The 17830-nt window shown below is 72.1% G+C and carries 18 protein-coding genes; 8 read left to right on the top strand and 10 right to left on the bottom strand.

Going from position 1 to position 17830, the window contains the following annotated elements:
* The 7 genes from ETD85_RS47780 to ETD85_RS47750 form a co-directional block, all read right to left on the bottom strand.
* Positions 1-273 (bottom strand): P1 family peptidase (locus ETD85_RS47780; RefSeq protein WP_206059331.1); only part of this gene is annotated, 273 nt, incomplete at its 3' end.
* Positions 273-1451 carry a M20 family metallopeptidase gene (locus ETD85_RS47775; RefSeq protein WP_240779906.1) on the bottom strand — a complete coding sequence of 393 codons (1179 nt, stop codon included), beginning with the start codon at positions 1449-1451 and terminating at the stop codon, positions 273-275. The genes ETD85_RS47780 and ETD85_RS47775, both read right to left, overlap by 1 nt.
* The gene (locus ETD85_RS47770) at positions 1448-2272 is read right to left on the bottom strand and encodes an ATP-binding cassette domain-containing protein (RefSeq protein WP_138696497.1); all 825 of its coding nucleotides are present in this window, start codon (positions 2270-2272) and stop codon (positions 1448-1450) included. The genes ETD85_RS47775 and ETD85_RS47770 overlap by 4 nt, the downstream gene beginning before the upstream one ends.
* Complete coding sequence (locus ETD85_RS47765) at positions 2241-3155, bottom strand: ABC transporter ATP-binding protein (RefSeq protein ID WP_138696496.1); 915 nt, start codon at positions 3153-3155, stop codon at positions 2241-2243. The genes ETD85_RS47770 and ETD85_RS47765 overlap by 32 nt, the downstream gene beginning before the upstream one ends.
* Positions 3142-3975, bottom strand: coding sequence for an ABC transporter permease (locus ETD85_RS47760; RefSeq protein ID WP_138696495.1), 834 nt, complete (start codon positions 3973-3975; stop codon positions 3142-3144). Before ETD85_RS47760 ends, ETD85_RS47765 begins: the two co-directional genes overlap by 14 nt.
* The gene (locus tag ETD85_RS47755) at positions 3972-4910 is read right to left on the bottom strand and encodes an ABC transporter permease (RefSeq protein ID WP_138696494.1); all 939 of its coding nucleotides are present in this window, start codon (positions 4908-4910) and stop codon (positions 3972-3974) included. The genes ETD85_RS47760 and ETD85_RS47755 overlap by 4 nt, the downstream gene beginning before the upstream one ends.
* Positions 4907-6412 carry an ABC transporter substrate-binding protein gene (locus ETD85_RS47750; RefSeq protein WP_138696493.1) on the bottom strand — a complete coding sequence of 502 codons (1506 nt, stop codon included), beginning with the start codon at positions 6410-6412 and terminating at the stop codon, positions 4907-4909. The genes ETD85_RS47755 and ETD85_RS47750 overlap by 4 nt, the downstream gene beginning before the upstream one ends.
* A gap of 88 nt (positions 6413-6500) precedes the next feature.
* On the opposite strand from ETD85_RS47750, the gene ETD85_RS47745 reads away from it, so the two are divergent.
* The 8 genes from ETD85_RS47745 to ETD85_RS47710 all read left to right on the top strand — a co-directional run bounded on the left by ETD85_RS47745 (position 6501) and on the right by ETD85_RS47710 (position 14008).
* Complete coding sequence (locus ETD85_RS47745) at positions 6501-7265, top strand: FadR/GntR family transcriptional regulator (RefSeq protein WP_138696492.1); 765 nt, start codon at positions 6501-6503, stop codon at positions 7263-7265.
* Between the two features lie 69 nt (positions 7266-7334).
* Complete coding sequence (locus tag ETD85_RS47740; RefSeq protein ID WP_170247234.1) at positions 7335-8300, top strand: adenylate/guanylate cyclase domain-containing protein; 966 nt, start codon at positions 7335-7337, stop codon at positions 8298-8300.
* 138 nt (positions 8301-8438) lie between these two features.
* Entirely contained in the window at positions 8439-8921 is a 483-nt protein-coding gene (locus ETD85_RS47735; protein ID WP_138696490.1) for a SigE family RNA polymerase sigma factor, read from the top strand.
* Complete coding sequence (locus tag ETD85_RS47730; RefSeq protein WP_138696489.1) at positions 8918-9940, top strand: hypothetical protein; 1023 nt, start codon at positions 8918-8920, stop codon at positions 9938-9940. Before ETD85_RS47735 ends, ETD85_RS47730 begins: the two co-directional genes overlap by 4 nt.
* Positions 9937-10692, top strand: a complete 756-nt coding sequence (locus ETD85_RS47725; protein WP_206059330.1) for an aminotransferase class IV — start codon at positions 9937-9939, stop codon at positions 10690-10692. Before ETD85_RS47730 ends, ETD85_RS47725 begins: the two co-directional genes overlap by 4 nt.
* Positions 10693-10721: 29 nt before the next feature.
* Positions 10722-11699, top strand: coding sequence for an LLM class flavin-dependent oxidoreductase (locus ETD85_RS47720; protein ID WP_138696487.1), 978 nt, complete (start codon positions 10722-10724; stop codon positions 11697-11699).
* A 41-nt stretch (positions 11700-11740) separates the two neighbouring features.
* Complete coding sequence (locus ETD85_RS47715) at positions 11741-13264, top strand: acyl-CoA synthetase (protein WP_138696486.1); 1524 nt, start codon at positions 11741-11743, stop codon at positions 13262-13264.
* Between the two features lie 102 nt (positions 13265-13366).
* Complete coding sequence (locus ETD85_RS47710; protein WP_138696485.1) at positions 13367-14008, top strand: class I SAM-dependent methyltransferase; 642 nt, start codon at positions 13367-13369, stop codon at positions 14006-14008.
* Here ETD85_RS47710 and ETD85_RS47705 read toward each other — a convergent pair.
* The 3 genes from ETD85_RS47705 to ETD85_RS47695 form a co-directional block, all read right to left on the bottom strand.
* Positions 14005-15672, bottom strand: a complete 1668-nt coding sequence (locus ETD85_RS47705; RefSeq protein WP_138696484.1) for a benzoate-CoA ligase family protein — start codon at positions 15670-15672, stop codon at positions 14005-14007. The two genes, ETD85_RS47710 and ETD85_RS47705, sit on opposite strands and share 4 nt — an antisense overlap.
* 116 nt (positions 15673-15788) lie before the next feature.
* Positions 15789-17198 (bottom strand): benzoyl-CoA 2,3-epoxidase subunit BoxB, encoded by a 1410-nt coding sequence (boxB, locus tag ETD85_RS47700; protein WP_138696483.1) that lies wholly within the window; start codon positions 17196-17198, stop codon positions 15789-15791.
* Between the two features lie 165 nt (positions 17199-17363).
* A partial coding sequence (locus ETD85_RS47695) for an NUDIX hydrolase (protein ID WP_338087245.1) occupies positions 17364-17830 on the bottom strand: 467 nt, incomplete at its 5' end.

Genomic DNA, 17830 nt, shown 5'->3' with positions numbered 1-17830 from the left:
CCGTTCCAGCACCCCGCAGGCGGCCCCCAGCCCGTACGCGCTCCCGCCCGAGAGCACCACGGCGTGCACGCGCTCCACCAGGTTGCGCGGGTCGAGCAGCTCGGTCTCCCTGGTCCCCGGCGCGGCCCCGCGCACGTCCACCCCCGCCACGGCCCCGCCGCCGGGCGCGAGGACGACGGTCGTGCCCGTACGGTGCCCGCCCCCGATCCGGTGGGCGTGCCCGACCCGCAGGCCCGCCACGTCCACCAGCGAGTTCGTCGGCCCGGCGCGCATCAGAAGTCCCCGCTCAGGAACCGGCGGGCCGCCTCGGCGAACACCCGGGTGCAGCGCACGATCTCGGCCACCTCGACGAACTCGTCCGCCTGGTGCGCGATCCACTTCCCGCCCGGCCCGTAGACGACCGAGGGGATCCCGCCCCAGTGCGTGAGCACGGTCCCGTCCGTCGAGCCGGGCACCCCGCCGTACACCGGCTCCTCCCCCGTCACGGCCCGATGCGCGGCGGCCAGCGCGGCCACCACCGGGTCGGACACGGGCACGTCCACCGGCGGCCGGTCCACCAGCACCGACACCTCGGCGGAGATCCCGTCGAAGGCGGCGAGCGCGGCCACCCGGTCGGCGATGTCCTTGTGCTCGGCCCCCGGGATCGTCCGCACGTCCACGAAGAGCGAGGCGACGGCGGGGATCACGTTGACCTGCTCCTCTGACCCGGCGCGCAGGACGGTCGGCGTGATGTACACCTCGCCGAGGTGCTCGTGCGCCGGATGCCGCTCCTGCAGCTCGGCCTGCAGCGCCGCCAGCGCCACCAGCAGCGCGCCGACCGCCTGGATCGGGTTGCGCCCGTGCTGCGGCATGGCCCCGTGCGCCATCTTGCCGGTCAGGTCCACCCGCAGCCGCAGCGCGCCCTTGGCGGTCGCGCAGATCTCGCCCGCCTCGGGCTCGGCCACGATCGCGCCGTCCACGTCGGCCGTGAGCCCCGCCGAGACGAAGTGGTGGGCGCCGATCATGAGCCCTTCCTCGTCGGCCAGCGCGCACACCTTGATCCGCCCGGGGAACGGTCCAGCGAGCTGCAGCGCCCTGGTGGCGTAGAGGGTCGCGGCCAGGCCCGACTTCATGTCGGCGCTGCCCCGCCCCCACAGCCGGCCGTCGCGGATCTCGCCGCCGAACGGATCCACGGTCCAGGTGGACAGGTCGCCCTCGGTCACGACGTCCGTGTGGCCCTCGAACATCAGCGTCGGCCCGTCGCCGCCGCCGCCCTCGACCACGGCGACCACGTTCGGCCGGCCGGGCGCGGCTTCGTACACGACCGGCGCCCAGCCCCACTCGCGCATCTTCGCCTCGACCAGCTCGGCCGCCGGCCGCTCGTTGCGGCCGCGCGCCGGGTCGTTGGTGCTGGGGATGCGCACCAGCGCCTGCGTGAACGCCACCACTCCATCGGCGTCGACGTCGATCACAGCAATCCCTCCAGAGTCGGTACGGCCTCCAGCAACGTACGCGTGTACGGGTGGGCGGGCGCGGCCCAGATCTCGTCCACCGGCCCGGTCTCCACGATCTCGCCCGCGCGCATGACCGCGACGGTCTCGCACACGTGCCGCACCACGGACAGGTCGTGCGAGACGAACACCAGCGTGAGCCCGAGCTCGTCGGCCAGATCGGCCAGCAGGTTGAGTATCTGCCCCCGGACGGAGACGTCCAGCGCGCTGACCGGCTCGTCGGCGACCAGCACCTTCGGCCGGGGCGCGAGCGCGCGGGCGATCGCGATGCGCTGGCGCTGGCCGCCGGAGAACTGGTGCGGGTACCTGTCCGCGGCCTCGGCGGGCAGCCCGACCTGCTCCAGCAGCTCCGAGACCCGCTCCGCGGCCGGCAGGCCGAGCGCGGCGAGCGGCTCGGCGACGAGGTCGCGCACCCGCATGCGGGGGTCGAGCGAGCTCATCGGGTCCTGGAAGACGATCTGGAGGTTCTCGCGCAGGAAGCGCAGCCGCTTCTCCGGCCGGCCGGCGATGTCCTGCCCGTCGAACCGGATGGTGCCCGAGGTGGGCCGGTCGAGCGCGCAGAGCAGGCGCAGCAGCGTGGACTTGCCCGATCCGGACTCGCCGACGATGCCGAACCGCTCGCCGCGCCGCACGGTCAGCGACACGTCGCGCAGCGCGTGGACGGCGGCGCCCGGCCTGGTGAGCGAGGTGCGGGGGCGGTGGTAGACGCGGGTGACGTTCCTGACCTCGATGAGCGCCTCGCCCGGCACCTCAGTCCGCGGGGTGCCAGCATGCGTAGGCATGGCCGTCTCCTGTCAGCTCCGGCGCCGTCTCGCAGGCGGGGGTGGCGTGCGGGCAGCGGTTCCTGAACACGCAGCCGCCGGGGAACCCGCCCGCGGGCGGGACGCTGCCCTTGATGGTGGGCAGCCGGGTCCCGCGGGGCGTGAGCCTGGAGGCGGCCAGCAGGCCCTCGGTGTAGCGGTGGCGGGGCCTGGTGAAGACCTCGCGGACGGTGCCGCTCTCGACGACGCGGCCTCCGTACATGACCAGGACCCTCTCGCAGACGGAGGCGACGACGGCGAGGTCGTGCGTGATGAACAGCAGCGCGGGCGCGACCTCGGCGATCAGCTCCAGCATCTGCTTCTGCACGGTGACGTCGAGCGCCGTCGTCGGCTCGTCGCAGACGAGCAGCCCGGGCTCGTTGGCCAGGGCGATGGCGAGCATGACGCGCTGGCGCTGGCCGCCGGACAGCTGGTGGGGGTAGGCGCCGGCGATCTGGCCGGGCTCGGGCAGCCTGACCCGCTCCAGCAGGTCCAGTGCCCGCGAGCGGGCCTCCTGGCGGGCGACGCCGTGCAGGGTCATGACCTCGGCCACCTGGGCGCCGACGCGCATGAGCGGGTTGAGAGCGGTCATCGGCTCCTGGAAGACCATCGACAGCTCGCGCCCGCGCAGGCCCTTGATCCGGCTCTCCGGCACGCCGACCAGGTCGTGCTCGCCGAGCCTGGCCCGGCCGGCGGCGGTGACGCCCTCGGGAAGCAGCCCCATGAGCGACAGCGCGGTCAGGGACTTGCCGGACCCGGACTCGCCGATCAGCCCGACCCGCTCGCCGGGCGCGATCGCGAACGACACGTCGCGTACGAGCTCCACGGAGCCGGCCCGCACGGTCAGTCCCTCAACCCTCAGCACGGATCCTCCTGAGCTTGGGGTCGAGATAGTCGCGCAGGCCGTCGCCGAGGAGGTTGAAGCCGAGCACCGCCAGCGCGATCGCCAGGCCCGGCCAGAGCGCCAGGCGCGGGGTGGAGAACAGCAGCTCCTGCGACTCCTGCAGCATCCGCCCCCACGACGGGATCGGCGGGCGGGTGCCGAAGCCGAGGAACGACAGCGCCGCCTCGGCCAGGATCGCGATCGCGAACGACACCGACGCCTGGACGATGAGCATGGAGGCGATGTTCGGCAGGACGTGCCGCACGGCGATGGCCGGCCGGCGGCGACCGGCCGCTCTGGCGGCGAGGATGTAGTCGGTCACCATGACCTGGAGCGTGGCGGCTCGGGCCACGCGGGCGAACGCGGGCACGGTGGCCACCCCGATCGCGATCATCGCGGTGAGCGTGCCCGCGCCGTAGACGGCGCCGAGCATCACGGCCAGCAGCAGCGCCGGGAAGGCGAACACGAGGTCGTTGACCCGCATGATCAGCTCCGACAGCCAGCCGCGCGGCGTCATCCCGGCGATCACACCCAGCGGGACGCCGAGCACGGCGGCGATGCCGACGGCCACGATCCCCACATAGAGCGTGGTGCGCGCGCCGACCATGAGCTGGCTGAGGGTGTCGCGGCCGAACTTGTCGGCCCCGAGCAGGTAGCCGCCGCCGGGGGCGCGCGTCTTCTGCGCGGCGTCCACGAGCGTCGGGTCGTGCGGCGTCCAGAAGAACGACACCAGCGCGGCCAGCACCACGATCCCGACGAGCACGCCGCCGACGACCAGCCCGGCGTTGAGCCGGCCCCTCATCGCAGCCTCGGGTCGAGCAGGTGGTAGGCCACGTCCACCACGAAGTTGATCAGCAGCACGGCCGCCACCAGCACCATCACCACACCTTGGACGAGCAGCAGGTCTCGCCCGGCGACGCCGTTGAGCAGCAGGTCGCCGAGCCCGGGGATGACGAAGACCCGCTCGACCACGACCGCGCCGATGAGCAGCGTGGCCAGTTGCAGCCCGAGCACGGTGACGACGGGGATGGAGGCGTTGCGCAGCCCGTGCCGCCACAGCGCGCCCGTGCGGCCCCTGCCCTTGGCGCGAGCCGTGCGCAGGTAGTCCTCGCGCATCACGTCGAGCACGGCGCTGCGCACGTAGCGGGTGAGCACCGCGCCCTGGACGAGCCCGAGCGACAGCCACGGCAGCAGCAGGCTGCGCAGCCACTCCCCCGGGCTCTCGGCCAACGGCACGTAGCCGCCTGAGGGCAGCGCCTGGGCCTGGACCGCGAACACGAACACCAGCAGGATCCCGGCCAGGAACGCCGGGATCGCGATGCCGACCTGGCTGGCCGCGCTGATCGCCACCCCGAGCGGGTCGCGGTGGTGCACGGCGGCGAACGTGCCCAGCGGCACCGCGATGAGCAGCGCCACGACCATGCCGCCGAGCACGAGCACGGCCGTGACGGCGAGCCGGTCGCCGATCTGCGGGCCGATGGGCGAGCTGGTCACGTACGAGGTGCCGAAGTCGCCCTGGATCAGCCCGCCGGCCCAGTCGAGGAACTGCGCGAGGGGCGACCTGTCGGTGCCGAACTGCCTGCGCAGCTCGGCCACCGCCTCCGGGGTGGCGTTGACGCCCAGCGCGACCTCGGCCGGGTCGCCGGGCAGCACGGCCATGAAGGCGAACACGGCCACGGCGGCCACGGCGGTGCTCGCGATCAGCACGCCGAGGCGTTTGAGCAGGTAAAGGATCACTGCTTGGCGAGCGCGGTGAAGTCGAAGGACTCCGCGATGGCGTTCTTCGGCAGCCCGGTGACGCCCTTCTTCGCCACGATGAGGTTGGGGAACAGGAAGAGCCAGTCGGCCGCGGCGTCGTCGGACAGGAGCTTGGCGGCCTGCTTCAGGTCGTCGGTCTGCTGCTGCTCGGTGCCCTCGTCGGCGGAGGCGAGGAGCTTGCCGAACTCGGGGTTGTCGTAGCGGAAGTAGTACGACTTATCCGCAAAAATTCCCATATCCCGGGGTTCGACGTGGTTGATGATGGACAGATCGTAATCGCCCTGCTGGAACACCACGTCCAGCCAGCGGGCCGGGAACTCCAGCGGCTCGATGTCGGCCGTGATGCCCACCTGGGCGAGCTGCGACTTGACGACCTGGGCGCTGTTGACCGCGTACGGCAGGTTCGGGATGCGCATCTTGACGTTGAGCGTCTTGCCGCCGAGCAGCTCCTTGGCCTTGGCGGGGTCGTAGGCGTAGTCGCCCGTGCGGTCCTCGTACCAGGGGTCGGTGGGCGGCACCATCGAGCCGATGAGCTGGCCGCGCCCGGCCCAGGCCGTGTCCAGCAGCGCCTTGTGGTCGATGGCGTGCCGGACCGCCTGCCGGACCTTCTTGTCGTCGAACGGCGGGCGGCTGTTGTTCATCGACAGCACGACCTCGCCGTTCGTGGTGCCCTCGACCGTCTGGAAGCGGCCGGGGTCGGCGAACTGCTGCAGCGACTCGGGCGCCTGGACGCTGGAGATGACGTCGATGCCCCCGGTGAGCAGCGCGTTGTTCATCGCCGTGGCGTCCTTGAAGTATTTCAGGGTGATCGCCGACAGCGGCGGCTTGGTGCCCCAGTAGGAGGGGTTGGCGTCGAGCTGGATGGCGTCGCCGCGCCGCCAGGAGCCGAGCACGTAGGGGCCGGTGCCGACGGGCTTGTTGGCCAGGTCGGCGACGCCGGTGCGGCTGAACATCGCGCCGAGCCTGGTGGCCATCGTGTAGAGGAAGCCGTTGCTCGGCCGCTTGAGCGTGACGACGGCGGTGGCGTCGTCCTTCTTCTCCACCTTGTCCACGACGTCGAGCTGCGACTTGATCTTGAGCTTCCAGTCCGACTTCACCCGGTCGAGCGAGAAGACCACGTCGTCGGCCGTGAACGGCGCGCCGCCGGTGAACGTGACGTTCTTGCGGAGGGTGAAGGTGTAGGTCTTCCTGTCGGCGGAGACGTCCCACTTCTCGGCCAGCAGCGGCACGATCTTGCCGTCCTGGCCGAGCTTGACCAGGCCCTCGTAGACGTTGACGAGCAGCGCCTGCGGGATGGCCGCGCCCTCGGTGGAGGTGAAGTCGAGGTTCGCGGGCTCGGCCACGAATCCGACGGAGAGCGACTGCGCCTTGGGGGTGCCCGACCCTCCGGTGCCGCCGCCACCGGCACCGGCGCCACCGCCGCAGGCGGCCGCGGTCAGCAGGAGACCGCCCAGGGCGATCCAGGTCCCGATTCGCCTCATGTCTTACAGCCTCCTGGCTAGTGCACTGGTCGGACCAGTAGGCTACGCACATTGCCAGTCGGCGACGGCTCGGGTCAAGGGGGCTTACATGGGTGGTCCGCGCTTCGAGCCGGTGCGTGCCGTGCGCGCTTACGAGCGGGTCGTGGAGCAGGTCGAGGAGGCCATCGAGAGCGGCTCCCTGTGCCCTGGCGAGCGGCTGCCCAGCGAGCGCGAGCTGATGGTGCAGTTCTCGGTCGGCCGGTCAACCGTGCGCGAGGCGCTGCGGGTGCTGCAGGCGCGCGGCCTGGTCAGGTCGCGGCCGGGCGATCCGAACGGGGCGGAGGTGCTGCCGTTCTCGCCCGTCGCATTACACAAGTCGATGACCACGCTGGCCAGGGTGGCGGAGCTGTCGCTGGCCGAGCTGGTGCAGTTCAGGATGGTGCTCGACTCCTCGGCCGTCCTGCTGGCGGCGCGGCTGCGCACCGAGGAGCAGCTCGCCGAGATGAGCGCGGCCGTCGCGGACATGCGGGCCGCCCTGGACGGCGGGTCCGAGCAGGGGTTCGACGCCTTCGGCGGCGCCGACGTGGCCTTCCACGACGCGGTGGCGCGGGCGAGCGGCAACAAGCTGATCCAGATCTGCACCGACGTGGTCCGCTCCATCGTCCTCGACCTGATCTCCGGGAAGATCGCCGCCGCGCCCGACAGGGAGGGCCTGATGCGGCAGAGCATCGGGCACCACGAGGAGGTCATCGCCGCCGTGCGCGCCGGGGACGGCCCGCTCGCGGCCAGGCTGTCCAGGAAGTCAATGTATGACTATTACGCTGGTTATGTCCCGGTGGCCGAGCGAACGGCCTTGCGGGCGCTCCTGGAGTGACCGCGCCCGGCTTCCGGGTGGGGTGACACTGCCGGAGTGACGCAGCCCACAGGGTGTTATGTTGCCCACGTGGCGAGCAAGGATGGGGACGGGCTGGTGGAGGCCTTCCTGCGAGAGCCCCGCCGTTACACCAGCCACCAGGTCGCCGACCTGGCGGGGGTGCCGGTCTATCGCGCCCGGCGGTTCTGGCGGGCTCTCGGGTTCGCGAACGTGGCCGACGACGCGGTCGAGTTCACCGAGTCCGACGTGGAGGCGCTCAAGACGCTCCTCGGCATGGTCAGCTCCGGCGTCTACGACGAGGAGCACGTGCTGCTGATGGCCCGCTCGCTCGGGCGGGCCACGACGAGGCTGGCCGAGTCGCAGGCGGAGCTGGGCGTGGAGGCGCTCGACCAGGCGGGCGTGCCGCTCGCGGACCGGCCGCGGGCCTGGCGCCGGCGGGCCGAGCGGGTCGTGCCCGACCTGGCGCGGCTGCTGGTCTACGCCTGGCAGCGCCAGCTGGCCGCCGCCGCGGGCCGCATCGCCGACCAGGACATGAGCGCGGTACGCCTGTCCGTCGGATTCGCCGACCTGGTCGCGTTCACCCGGCTGAGCAGGCAGATCACCGCCGCCGAGCTGGCCAGGCTGATCGACAGGTTCGAGGGGCGCTCGGCCGACATCGTGACCTCATCCGGCGGGCGGGTGGTCAAGACGCTGGGCGACTCGGTGCTGTTCGTGGCCGACAAGGCGCACGTCTCGGCGGAGATCGCGCTGCGGCTGGTGGAGACGCACGCCCGCGGCAGGGACATGCCGGAGCTGCGGGTGGGGCTGGCGGCCGGGCCGGTGATGTGGCGCATGGGCGACGTGTTCGGCACCACCGTCAACCTGGCCAGCCGGCTGACCGCGCTGTCGCTGCCCGGCACGATCCTGGCCGATCCGGAGCTGGCCGAGGAGCTGGAGGGCGACCGGGCCTTCCGGCTGCGCGCGGTCGACCGGCTGTCGGTGCGCGGGCTGGGCGAGCTGGTGCCCTTCACCGTGGCCCGCGCCGAGCCCGCCTGAGCCGGCTGGAGCCACCTGGGCCTGTGGAGTCGACCCGCGCTCGCGGGTCCGTCCGATCCTGCCGGGCCGGCGGGGCAACCTGAGCGCGGGCTCGATGCGTCACTACCGTCATCAGGCTTCGACGGAAGGCGCGTCACATTGGCGGACAGGGCGATATTTCAAGACTTCGTGGTGACGAGGTCGGACCGGCTGTTACGCACCGCGTACCTGCTGACCCGGGACTGGGGCACGGCGGAGGACCTGCTGCAGGAGTCGCTCGCCAAGGCGTGGTTCGCCTGGCACGCCATCGACGACCCCGAGGCGTACGTACGCAAGATCCTGGTGACCACGTACACGTCGTGGTGGCGGCGCAGGTGGCGCAGGGAGCTGCCGAGCGACGACCTGCCGGCCGCGGGCGCGTACGACGACGGCGAGGACGCGCGCGGGGAGCTGTGGCAGGCGGTGGGCCGGCTGCCCGCAAGGCAGCGCGCGGTGATCGTGCTGCGCTTCTACGAGGACCTGCCGGTGGCCGAGGTGGCCGGGCTCCTGGGCGTCCAGGAGGGCACGGTCAAGAGCCAGACCGCCAAGGCGCTGGCCAAGCTGCGAGTGGACGAGTCGATCGTGAAGGAGCTGCGCCCATGACCGTGCACGACCTGCGCGAAGTCCTGCGGGAGCGGGCCGAGGACCGCTCTCCCGCGAACCCGCACCGGCACGATCAGGTCCGCGCCCGCATTCGCAGGGTGCGCGTGCGCAGGCGGGTGACGGCGGGCGCGGCGGTCGTGGCGGCGCTCGCGGCCGGTGTCGCCCTGCTCCCCGGCGTGGTGGAGACGCCGCGCCGTGAGACGACGGCGGCGGCCCAGCCGGACTCCGAGCTGCCCGAACGGTTCGCCGCCGGCGACGGCGCCGAATACCGCCGCCTGGCCACGGCCGCGCTCGCGGCGGGCGGTGAGAAGGCCACGTCGATCACGTTCCCGGTCTCCGGCAAGCCCCTGGACGTGGCCGCGATCTGCGACGGCCCGCCCGGCAGCGCCACACCGCGGATCGCCGTCGACGGCCGCCAGACCGGGGTCCACGGCTTCTCGCCGTGCATGGAGCCGGGCATGCAGTTGCGGGCGCTGCCGGTCCCCGAGGGCGCGACGGAGGTCACCGTCACGTTCGACACGACCACGTCCGGCTCGGGATGCGTGCGGAAGAGGCAGGACGGGCCCTGCGTCGCCGTCACGCCCAAGCGGGCCGACTGGAGCCTGGCCGTCTACGAGTGGACCCCGCCTGCGCGGCCCGTCGAGCCCGAGCAGGTCAGGGCCTTCCCCACGCGGCTGGGCGGCATGAGGCTGGCCACGTCGCGGTCGGGCGTGTGGGGCGAGGAACGCGACTTCTCGGTCACCGTCACGAGCGGCGGCGGGAAGCTCGGCATCGAGCAGCTCTGCACGGGCGAGCTGGCCGGCCGGATGTGGTTCAGCTACACGATCGACGGCCGCGACACGCAGTCCACCGTGAGCTGCGCCACCTGGACGCGGGGCCCGTACCCGATGGCGATGCAGGAATACCCGGTCCCCAAGGGCAAGCGGGTGACGGTCACCGGCAAGATGGGGATCTACGGTGGCCACATCAACCGCCCGGTCCGATGGTCGATCGGCGTGTACACGAAGGAGAAGCAGTGATCGAACGCGCTGTCGTCGACGGCAGGCCGGTGGACGCCGACGCGCGGCTCGCGCTCGACGCCCGCTACGGGCACTTCACCGCCCTGCAGGTCAGGGCCCGGCGGGTGCGCGGGCTCGACCTGCACGTCGAGCGGCTCCAGTCGGCCAACCGCGAGCTGTTCGGCGCCGAGCTCCCCCGTCCGGAGGTGCTCGGCGCGATCAGGGCGGTGCTCGGCGACGACCTGCGGGACGCGAGCGTGCGCGTCTACGTCGTGGCGGGCGACCGGCCGCGGGTGCTGGCCACCGCCGCGCCGCCCACGGAGGCCCCCACCGGCCCGTGGAGCGTCACGCCCGTCGTCTACCAGCGCTATCTCGCGCACGTCAAGCAGGCGTACGGGTTCCAGCAGGCCCACATCGGCCGCCAGGTCGCCCGCGCCGGCTTCGACGAGGCCCTGCTCACCACCGAGGACGGCCTGATCAGCGAGGGCTCGATCACGAACCTGGGCGCCTTCGACGGCGAGCGCCTGCTCTGGCCGGACGCCCCGATGCTGCACGGGATCACGATGCGGCTGATGGAGCGGATGGACGTGCCGCAGGAGCGGCGCCCGCTGCGGGCCGCCGACCTGCCGCGGCTCGGCCAGGTCTTCCTGTGCAACTCGTGGGGCCTGATGCCGGTCGGCAGGGTGGACGACGTACCGCTGCGCCAGGACGGCAAGCTGATGACGCGGCTGCACGAGCACTACGACGCGGTCAGCTGGGATCCGCTGGATTGATCCGGGCCGTTCGGGTGTTGCACCTTGACATGACCCGGCTCTCGATCCTCGACCGTTCACTCGTCCGCCAGGGCCACGGCCCGGCCGAGGCGCTGCGCGAGACCGTGCGGTTCGCGCGGCAGGCCGAGGAGCTCGGATACCACCGGTTCTGGGTGTCCGAGCATCACAGCGTGCCCGGGGTGGCGGGGTCGGCGCCCACGGTGCTGGCGGCGGCCGTGGCCGCGGCCACCGGCACGATCCGGGTGGGCACCGGCGGCGTGATGCTGCCCAATCACCGGCCGCTGGTGGTGGCCGAGCAGTTCGGCGTGCTGGAGTCGCTCCATCCCGGCCGCATCGACATGGGCCTGGGGCGTTCTGTGGGTTTCACGGGCGGCATCCGCAGGGCGCTCGGGCACGGCAAGGACGACGCGGACAGGTTCGGCGACGGGCTCGAAGAGCTGCTCGGCTACTTCACCGGCGCGCAGGCGGTCCATCCCGGGGTGCACGCGCTGCCGGCGGAGGGGCTGAAGCCGCAGGTGTTCGTGCTGGCCATGGGGGCGGGGGCCGACCTCGCGGCCCGGCACGGCCTGCCGATGGTGATCGGGGCCGGCGCGCGGATGGTGGACGCCGTGAGCCGCTATCGCGCCGGGTTCCGGGCCTCGGCCTGGGCGGCGCGGCCGTACGTGATGGTCGCGGCCAACGTCGCGGTCGGCGCGAGCGCCGATGAGGCGGCCTCGTTGCAACTGCCTGAGGCGTGGTCCACGGCGCGGTCGCGGACGAGCGGGGCCTTCCCGCCGCTGGCGCCGGCTGAGGAGATCGCCGGGCTGGAGATGACCGCCCGGGAGCGGGCGCTCCTGGAGGAGTCGCTCAAGGGGCAGATCCACGGCACGGAGCGGGAGGTGCCGGTCGCGCTCGGTGCGCTGATCGAGGCGAGCGGGGCGGACGAGGTGCTGGTCACCATGAACACCTACGACCTCGGAAAGCGGCTGGATTCCTACCGGCGGCTCGCGGCGGCGTTTCCGGGTTAGGATCACCCGAACATCGTTCTGTGCGATTGAGGGGTGTCCGCATGATTCGTCAGCACGCCATCGGTGACCTGCTGCGGCGCTCGGCCGCCCGATACCCGGCCAAGACCGCCATCGTGTACGGCGACCTGCGGCAGAGCTACGCCGACCTCGATCAGGCGGTCAACCGCACGGCCAACGCGCTGGCCGCGCGGGGCGTCGGCAAGGGAGACCGGTTCGCCCTTTTCAGCCATAACAACCACGCGTTCGTGGTGACCTGCTTCGCGCTGGCCCGGCTGGGCGCCATCTCGGTGCCGATCAACTTCATGCTGGGCGCCGAGGAGGTCGCGTACATCCTGGAGCACTCCGGCGCCACCGGGCTGCTCGCGGAGGAGGCGCTGCTGCCGGTCGCCGCCGCGGCGGCGGGCCCGCGGGTGGCGGTGCGCGGGGTGATCCGCTCGCAGGCCGCGCCGGAGGGCTGGGAGCCGTTCGAGGATTGGGCGGCCTTCGACGACGCGTCGGAGCCGCAGGTGGAGATCGCCGACGACGACCCGATCCAGCTCATGTACACCAGCGGCACCGAGTCCCGCCCCAAGGGCGCCACGCTGTCCAGCCGCGGCCTGATCGCCCAGTACGTCACCTGCGTGGTGGACGGCGAGATGAGCCACGACGACGTCGAGGTGCACGCCCTGCCCCTCTACCACTGCGCGCAGCTGCACTGCTTCCTCACGCCCGGCCTGTACCTGGGCGCGACCAACATCATCCTGCCCGCCGCCAACCCGGCGATCATCCTGGCCACGATCGAGGGCGAGCGCGCCACCAAGCTCTTCTGCCCGCCGACCGTGTGGATCGGCCTGCTCCGCCACCCCGACTTCGACCGCAGGGACCTGTCGTCGCTGCGCAAGGGCTACTACGGCGCCTCGATCATGCCGGTGGAGGTGCTGAAGGAGATCGCCACGCGCCTGCCGGACGTGCGCCTGTTCAACTTCTACGGCCAGACCGAGATGGCGCCCGTCGCCACGATCCTCGGCCCGGACGAGCAGCTCACCCGCCTCGGCTCGGCCGGCCGCCCCGCGCTGAACGTCGAGACCAGGATCGTCGACGACCAGGACAGGCCCGTGCCGCCCGGCGTCGTGGGCGAGATCGTGCACCGCAGCCCGCACGCCATGCTCGGCTACTGGGACGACCCGGACAAGACCGCGGAGGCGTTCCGCGGAGGCTGGTTCCACAGCGGCGACCTGGGCGTCATGGACGCCGACGGCTACCTGTCGGTGGTCGACAGGAAGAAGGACATGATCAAGTCGGGCGGCGAGAACGTCGCCAGCCGCGAGGTGGAGGAGGCCCTCTACCAGCATCCGGCGGTGGCGGAGGCGGCGGTGTTCGGGGTGCCGGACGAGACGTGGATCGAGGCGGTGACGGCCGCGGTGGTGCTGCGCGAGGGTGCCGGGGTGACCTCCGACGAGCTGATCGCGTTCCTGCGGGAGCGGCTGGCCGCGTTCAAGACGCCCAAGCGGGTGGTGTTCGTGGAGTCGCTGCCGAAGAACGCCTCCGGCAAGGTGCTCAAGCGGGAGCTGCGCGACGCGTTCTGACGCTCGCCGCCCGCCTGTCCAGGACATGGGCTTGACCAGGCGTTATCCCTGCTGTTGGCGGGGCATCCACTCCCGGCGACGACGAGAGCCAGGAGAGGACGGATGGCGAGCTTCCCAGAGGTCATGCACCGTGCGTTCTTCCGCACGCTCTCGCTGCTGTCGCCGGAGGGTCAGCGGCTGGTCCTGGGCGGCTACTTCGACTGGCGGCACCGGGTCCCCGACCCCTGGCGGCTGGCCACCGACGGCGACGAGCGGGACAAGCACCGCGCCATGCTCGAACGGCTGCCGGTCCGGCCCTACCGGCGGATCATCGACGTCGGGTGCAGCGAGGGGGTGTTCACCGGCGCGCTGGCGCGGGCGTACCCGGAGGCCGAGATCGTCGGGGTCGACGTCTCCGAGCGGGCGCTCGCGCGGGCGCGGCAGCGGGTGCCGGGGGACGGGCGGGTGCGGTTCGTGCGCGGCGACATCCTCAGCCATCGGGCCGAGCCGGGCTTCGACCTGGTGTGCTGCTCGGAGACGCTCTATTACCTGGGGCGGCACGAGCGGCTGCGCCTGGCCTCCACGCGGCTGCGCGCGTTGCTGGGGCCCGGTGGGGTGCTCGTGGCGGTGCACCCGTGGCCCGAGGCCGCCCGGTTGCACCGGTATCTGGACGTGCAGGGATCGCTGGTCCGGCTCGCCGAGCGGGTGTGCACGGCCACTCCGCGGCCGTTCGCGATCACCGTCTACGGCGCGCGAACCGCTTAGGCGGTGGCGCTCTTGCCCAGGAGGTCGGCGGCGATCTGGCGGACCACCACGCGCTGGATCTTGCCGGTGGCCGTCTTCGGCAGCTCGTCCAGCACCAGCACCTCGCGCGGGCGCTTGAAGGAGGCCAGCCCGTCGCGGCAGAAGCCGACGAGCTCGACCGGGTCCACCGTCCGGCCCGGGGCGGGCACCACGCAGGCGACCGGCTTCTCCAGGCCCTCGGCGTCGATGTGCGCCACGACGGCGCACTCCCCGACGGACTCGTGCTGGAGCAGCCTGGCCTCGACCTCCATCGGCGAGACCCAGATCCCGCCCGCCTTGATCATGTCGTTGGAGCGGCCGAGGCACTGGTAGAAGCCGTCCTCGCCGCGCACGTAGGTGTCGCCCGTCCGCAGCCACTCCCCCTGGAACACCTGGCGGGTGGTGGCCGTGCGGCACCAGTAGCCGGTGGCCACCGAGTCGCCGCGGACGTAGAGGTGGCCAGGCTCGCCATCACTGACCGGGGCGCCTGAGTCGTCGAGCAGCTTGGCCTCGTACCCCGGCACGACGGTCCCCGAGCTGCCCGGACGCACCCGGCCCGGCTGGTTGGAGATGAAGATGTGCAGGGCCTCGGTGGAGCCGAGGCCGTCGATGATGTCGACGCCGAAGCGGTCGGTGAAACGGCGGTAGATCTCGGCGGGCAGGGCCTCGCCGGCCGAGACGGCCAGCCGTACGGACTCGAAGGCGTGGGCGGGGGCGTCGGAGGCGAGCAGCGCCGCGAAGAACGTCGGGCCCGCGAAGAACAGCGTCGGCCGCTCCTCCATCACGCGGTTGACCACTCCGGCCGGGGTGGGGCGCGCGGGGTCGAGGATCGCGGTGGCGCCGGCGGCCAGGGGGAAGAACATGGAGTTGCCGATGCCGTAGGCGAAGAACAGCCGCGCCACGGAGAAGCACCGGTCGTCGGGGCGGATGCCCAGGACCTGGCGGCCGTAGGTCTCGTAGACGTCCTGGATCGAGCCGTGCCGGTGCATGGCCGCCTTGGGCGCGCCGGTGGTGCCGGAGGTGTAGAGCCACAGGGCGGGCGAGTCGCGCCAGGTGTCGAACGCCCGCGGCTGCGCGGCCCGGCCCGTCTCCAGCACGTCCGCCCACCGGCAGACCGGCGTGTCCGCCTCGCCGGCGTCCCCCGGGATCGGCGCGCCGGGCTCGGCCCCTCGCCTGCCGGAGACGTCCGCGGCCGGCCGGCCGGGCGGTCCCGCCAGGAGCCGGCCCGGGGCGGGCTCGTCGGCGACGACCAGCACCGCCACCTCGGGCGCGGTGCGCAGCGTCTCCCGCACGATCGTGTCGAAGTCGGGGGTGCACACGACGACCCTGGCCCTGGAGTCGCGGACGAGCGCGGCGAGCTCGGTGGCGTTGTACATGGTGGAGACCGGCACCGCCACCGCGCCGATCCGCATGACGGCCAGGATCGTGATCACCGTCTCGGGGCGGTCGGACATGACGAGCAGGACCCGCTCCTCCGGCCTGACGCCGAGCACGCGTAAGCCGGTGGCGAGGTCGGAGACGTGCGCGGCCAGCTGGACGTAGGAGAGGGTGCCCGCCGGGCCGGTGAGCGCGATGTGGTCCCCTCGGCCTGCTTCGAGCCGCCGGTCCACGAGGTGGACGCTGGCGTTGAACGAGTCGGACGTCATGGCCGTCCCCCTCCGCAGGCGGACATTCGTAGGCAAATCTTCCACACAGAATCGATGTGCCGTCAATGACTTGTAGCATGGCCGGACTGGCGCCCGTCAGCCACTCCCTCGGGCCGTCAGAGGTGGACGTACTCGTAGTCGAACGGCCGGCCGTTGATGCCGTTGCGCGGGGGCGCGACCCAGGCGGCGATCTTCCCCGGCTCGTAGACGGGGCGCATCAGCGCGCGGACGTATGCCTTGTCCTCCGCCGTGGGCAGCCAGCGGTCGCGCGACGCCCGCCAGTCCCGCTCCTCGATCACCCGTCCGTCCGGGGTGAGGTGGTGGCCGGCGAACGCGCCCACCTGGCGGTTGAAGCCCACGTGCGGCAGGTAGAGCGTGGCGTCGAGGCCGTGGTCGGTGAGGATCCGGTTCCAGCGGTTGACCCCGGTGCCGCAGTCGGCGATGTACTCGCCGCGCAGGTCCGCGTTGAGCGCCGTGAGCGCGGGCAGCCGCGCCTCCACCACCTGTCCCCCCTCGACCCGCGGCACGACGGCGAACGCCTCGGTGAGCACGTGATCGTCCTTGCGCCGCTCCTCCTGCCAGCGCCCCTTGAGCCCGGCGGTGAAGTAGTTGGCCACGTTGGTCGACGTCTCGCTCCCGAAGAGATCGAGGCTCACGCTGTAGTGGAAGTTGATGTACTTCTGGATGACGTCGAGCGGGATGCCGCCGAGCTTCCGGACGTCGTCGCTGTCGTGCTCCCGCGTCAGCTGGGCCGTGCGCTCCACCACCCGGTCCACGCCCGTGGTGCCCACGAACATGTGGTGGGCCTCCTCCTTCAGCATGAACTCGCAGGTACGGCTCAGCGGGTCGAACGCGGACTCCTTCAGCGTCCCGAGCTGGTATTTCCCGTCGCGATCGGTGAAGTAGGTGAACATGTAGAACGACAGCCAGTCGGGCGTCTCCTCGTTGAAGGCGCCCAGGATGCGTGGCGAGTCCTCGCTGCCCGAGTTGCGCAGCAGCAGCGCCTCGGCCTCGTCCCGGCCGGTCCGGCCGAAATAGGCGTGCAGCAGGTAGACCATGGCCCACAGGTGCCGTCCTTCTTCCACGTTCACCTGGAAGAGGTTGCGCAGGTCGTACAGGGAGGGGGCGGTCAGCCCGAGCCGGCGCTGCTGCTCGACGCTGGCCGGCTCGGTGTCGCCCTGGATGACGATGAGCCGCTGGAGCTCGGCCCGGTATTCGCCGGGGATCTGCTGCCAGACCGGCTGCCCCTTGTGCTCGCCGTACGCGATGCGCCGGTCGGTGTTCCGCTCGCTCAGGAAGATGCCCCACCGGTAGTCGGGCAGCGCCACATGGTCGAAATGCGCCCACCCCTCGCGGCCGACCGCCACGGCCGTGCGGAGGTAGACGTCCTGGGTGGGGAGCGTCGGGCCCATCTCCGACCACCATTGCAGGAAGCGCGGCTGCCAGGACTCGAGCGCCCGCCGCAGCCGCCGGTCCTCCGCCAGGTTGACGTTGTTCGGGATGCGCTCGGAGTAGTCGATGCTCATCTCAGACTCGCTTCTCAGGCGTTCGGCACCTATGGCTGTCCGGTCACGACTCCAAGCTCAACATTTGGCGGTAGATGCGTCAAGGGTTTGTGGTTCTTTAGCTCGATGAGCGCAGGTGTGCGCCGACCCCGCGCCTTCGACGGGATACAGGCCGTTCGCCGGACCTCAGGGGTTTGTAGACCAACCGTCGAGCGCGAAGGGGATGCGGTCCAGGGTGTTCGCGATGGCGGCAGCGGGATAGCCGATCGTGTCCGGCGGCAGATCGTCCATGGGCCACCAGGCGAGCTCGGAGCACTTGTGCGGCTCGGCGTTGTAGGGCTCGCCGGTCCAGGTGCGGGTGGCGAAGAAGAGGCCGACCCGATCCGGGACGCGGTGCATGACGTGGGTGAACGTCAGGTCGGCCGGGTCGATCGTCACGCCCACCTCCTCGGCCGCCTCCCTGATCACCGCGTCGGTCACCGACTCGCCTTCCTCCAGGTGGCCGGAGGGCAGGTGCCACAGGCCGTCGCCGTACCCGGTGCCCGCACGCCGGGCGAGCAGCACGTCGGAGGTGCCGCGCAGGAGCAGCACGTGCACATCGACGATGGCACGGAACCGCTGGGGCGCGGCGGGAATGGGGGTGTGCGCGGGGA

Source organism: Nonomuraea zeae (assembly GCF_005889725.1).
GTDB lineage: Bacteria > Actinomycetota > Actinomycetes > Streptosporangiales > Streptosporangiaceae > Nonomuraea > Nonomuraea zeae.
This window is presented reverse-complemented; position numbering and strand designations above follow the sequence as displayed.

Excerpts from the sequence above, each read along its gene's own strand:
- ETD85_RS47760 (WP_138696495.1), bottom strand. The coding sequence starts at position 3,975 with ATGAGGGGCCGGCTCAACGCCGGGCTGGTCGTCGGCGGCGTGCTCGTC.
- ETD85_RS47710 (WP_138696485.1), top strand. The coding sequence starts at position 13,367 with ATGGCGAGCTTCCCAGAGGTCATGCACCGTGCGTTCTTCCGCACGCTC.
- ETD85_RS47730 (WP_138696489.1), top strand. The coding sequence starts at position 8,918 with ATGACCGTGCACGACCTGCGCGAAGTCCTGCGGGAGCGGGCCGAGGAC.
- ETD85_RS47705 (WP_138696484.1), bottom strand. The coding sequence starts at position 15,672 with ATGACGTCCGACTCGTTCAACGCCAGCGTCCACCTCGTGGACCGGCGG.
- ETD85_RS47750 (WP_138696493.1), bottom strand. The coding sequence starts at position 6,412 with ATGAGGCGAATCGGGACCTGGATCGCCCTGGGCGGTCTCCTGCTGACC.
- ETD85_RS47770 (WP_138696497.1), bottom strand. The coding sequence starts at position 2,272 with ATGCCTACGCATGCTGGCACCCCGCGGACTGAGGTGCCGGGCGAGGCG.
- ETD85_RS47715 (WP_138696486.1), top strand. The coding sequence starts at position 11,741 with ATGATTCGTCAGCACGCCATCGGTGACCTGCTGCGGCGCTCGGCCGCC.
- ETD85_RS47745 (WP_138696492.1), top strand. The coding sequence starts at position 6,501 with ATGGGTGGTCCGCGCTTCGAGCCGGTGCGTGCCGTGCGCGCTTACGAG.
- boxB (WP_138696483.1), bottom strand. The coding sequence starts at position 17,198 with ATGAGCATCGACTACTCCGAGCGCATCCCGAACAACGTCAACCTGGCG.
- ETD85_RS47720 (WP_138696487.1), top strand. The coding sequence starts at position 10,722 with ATGACCCGGCTCTCGATCCTCGACCGTTCACTCGTCCGCCAGGGCCAC.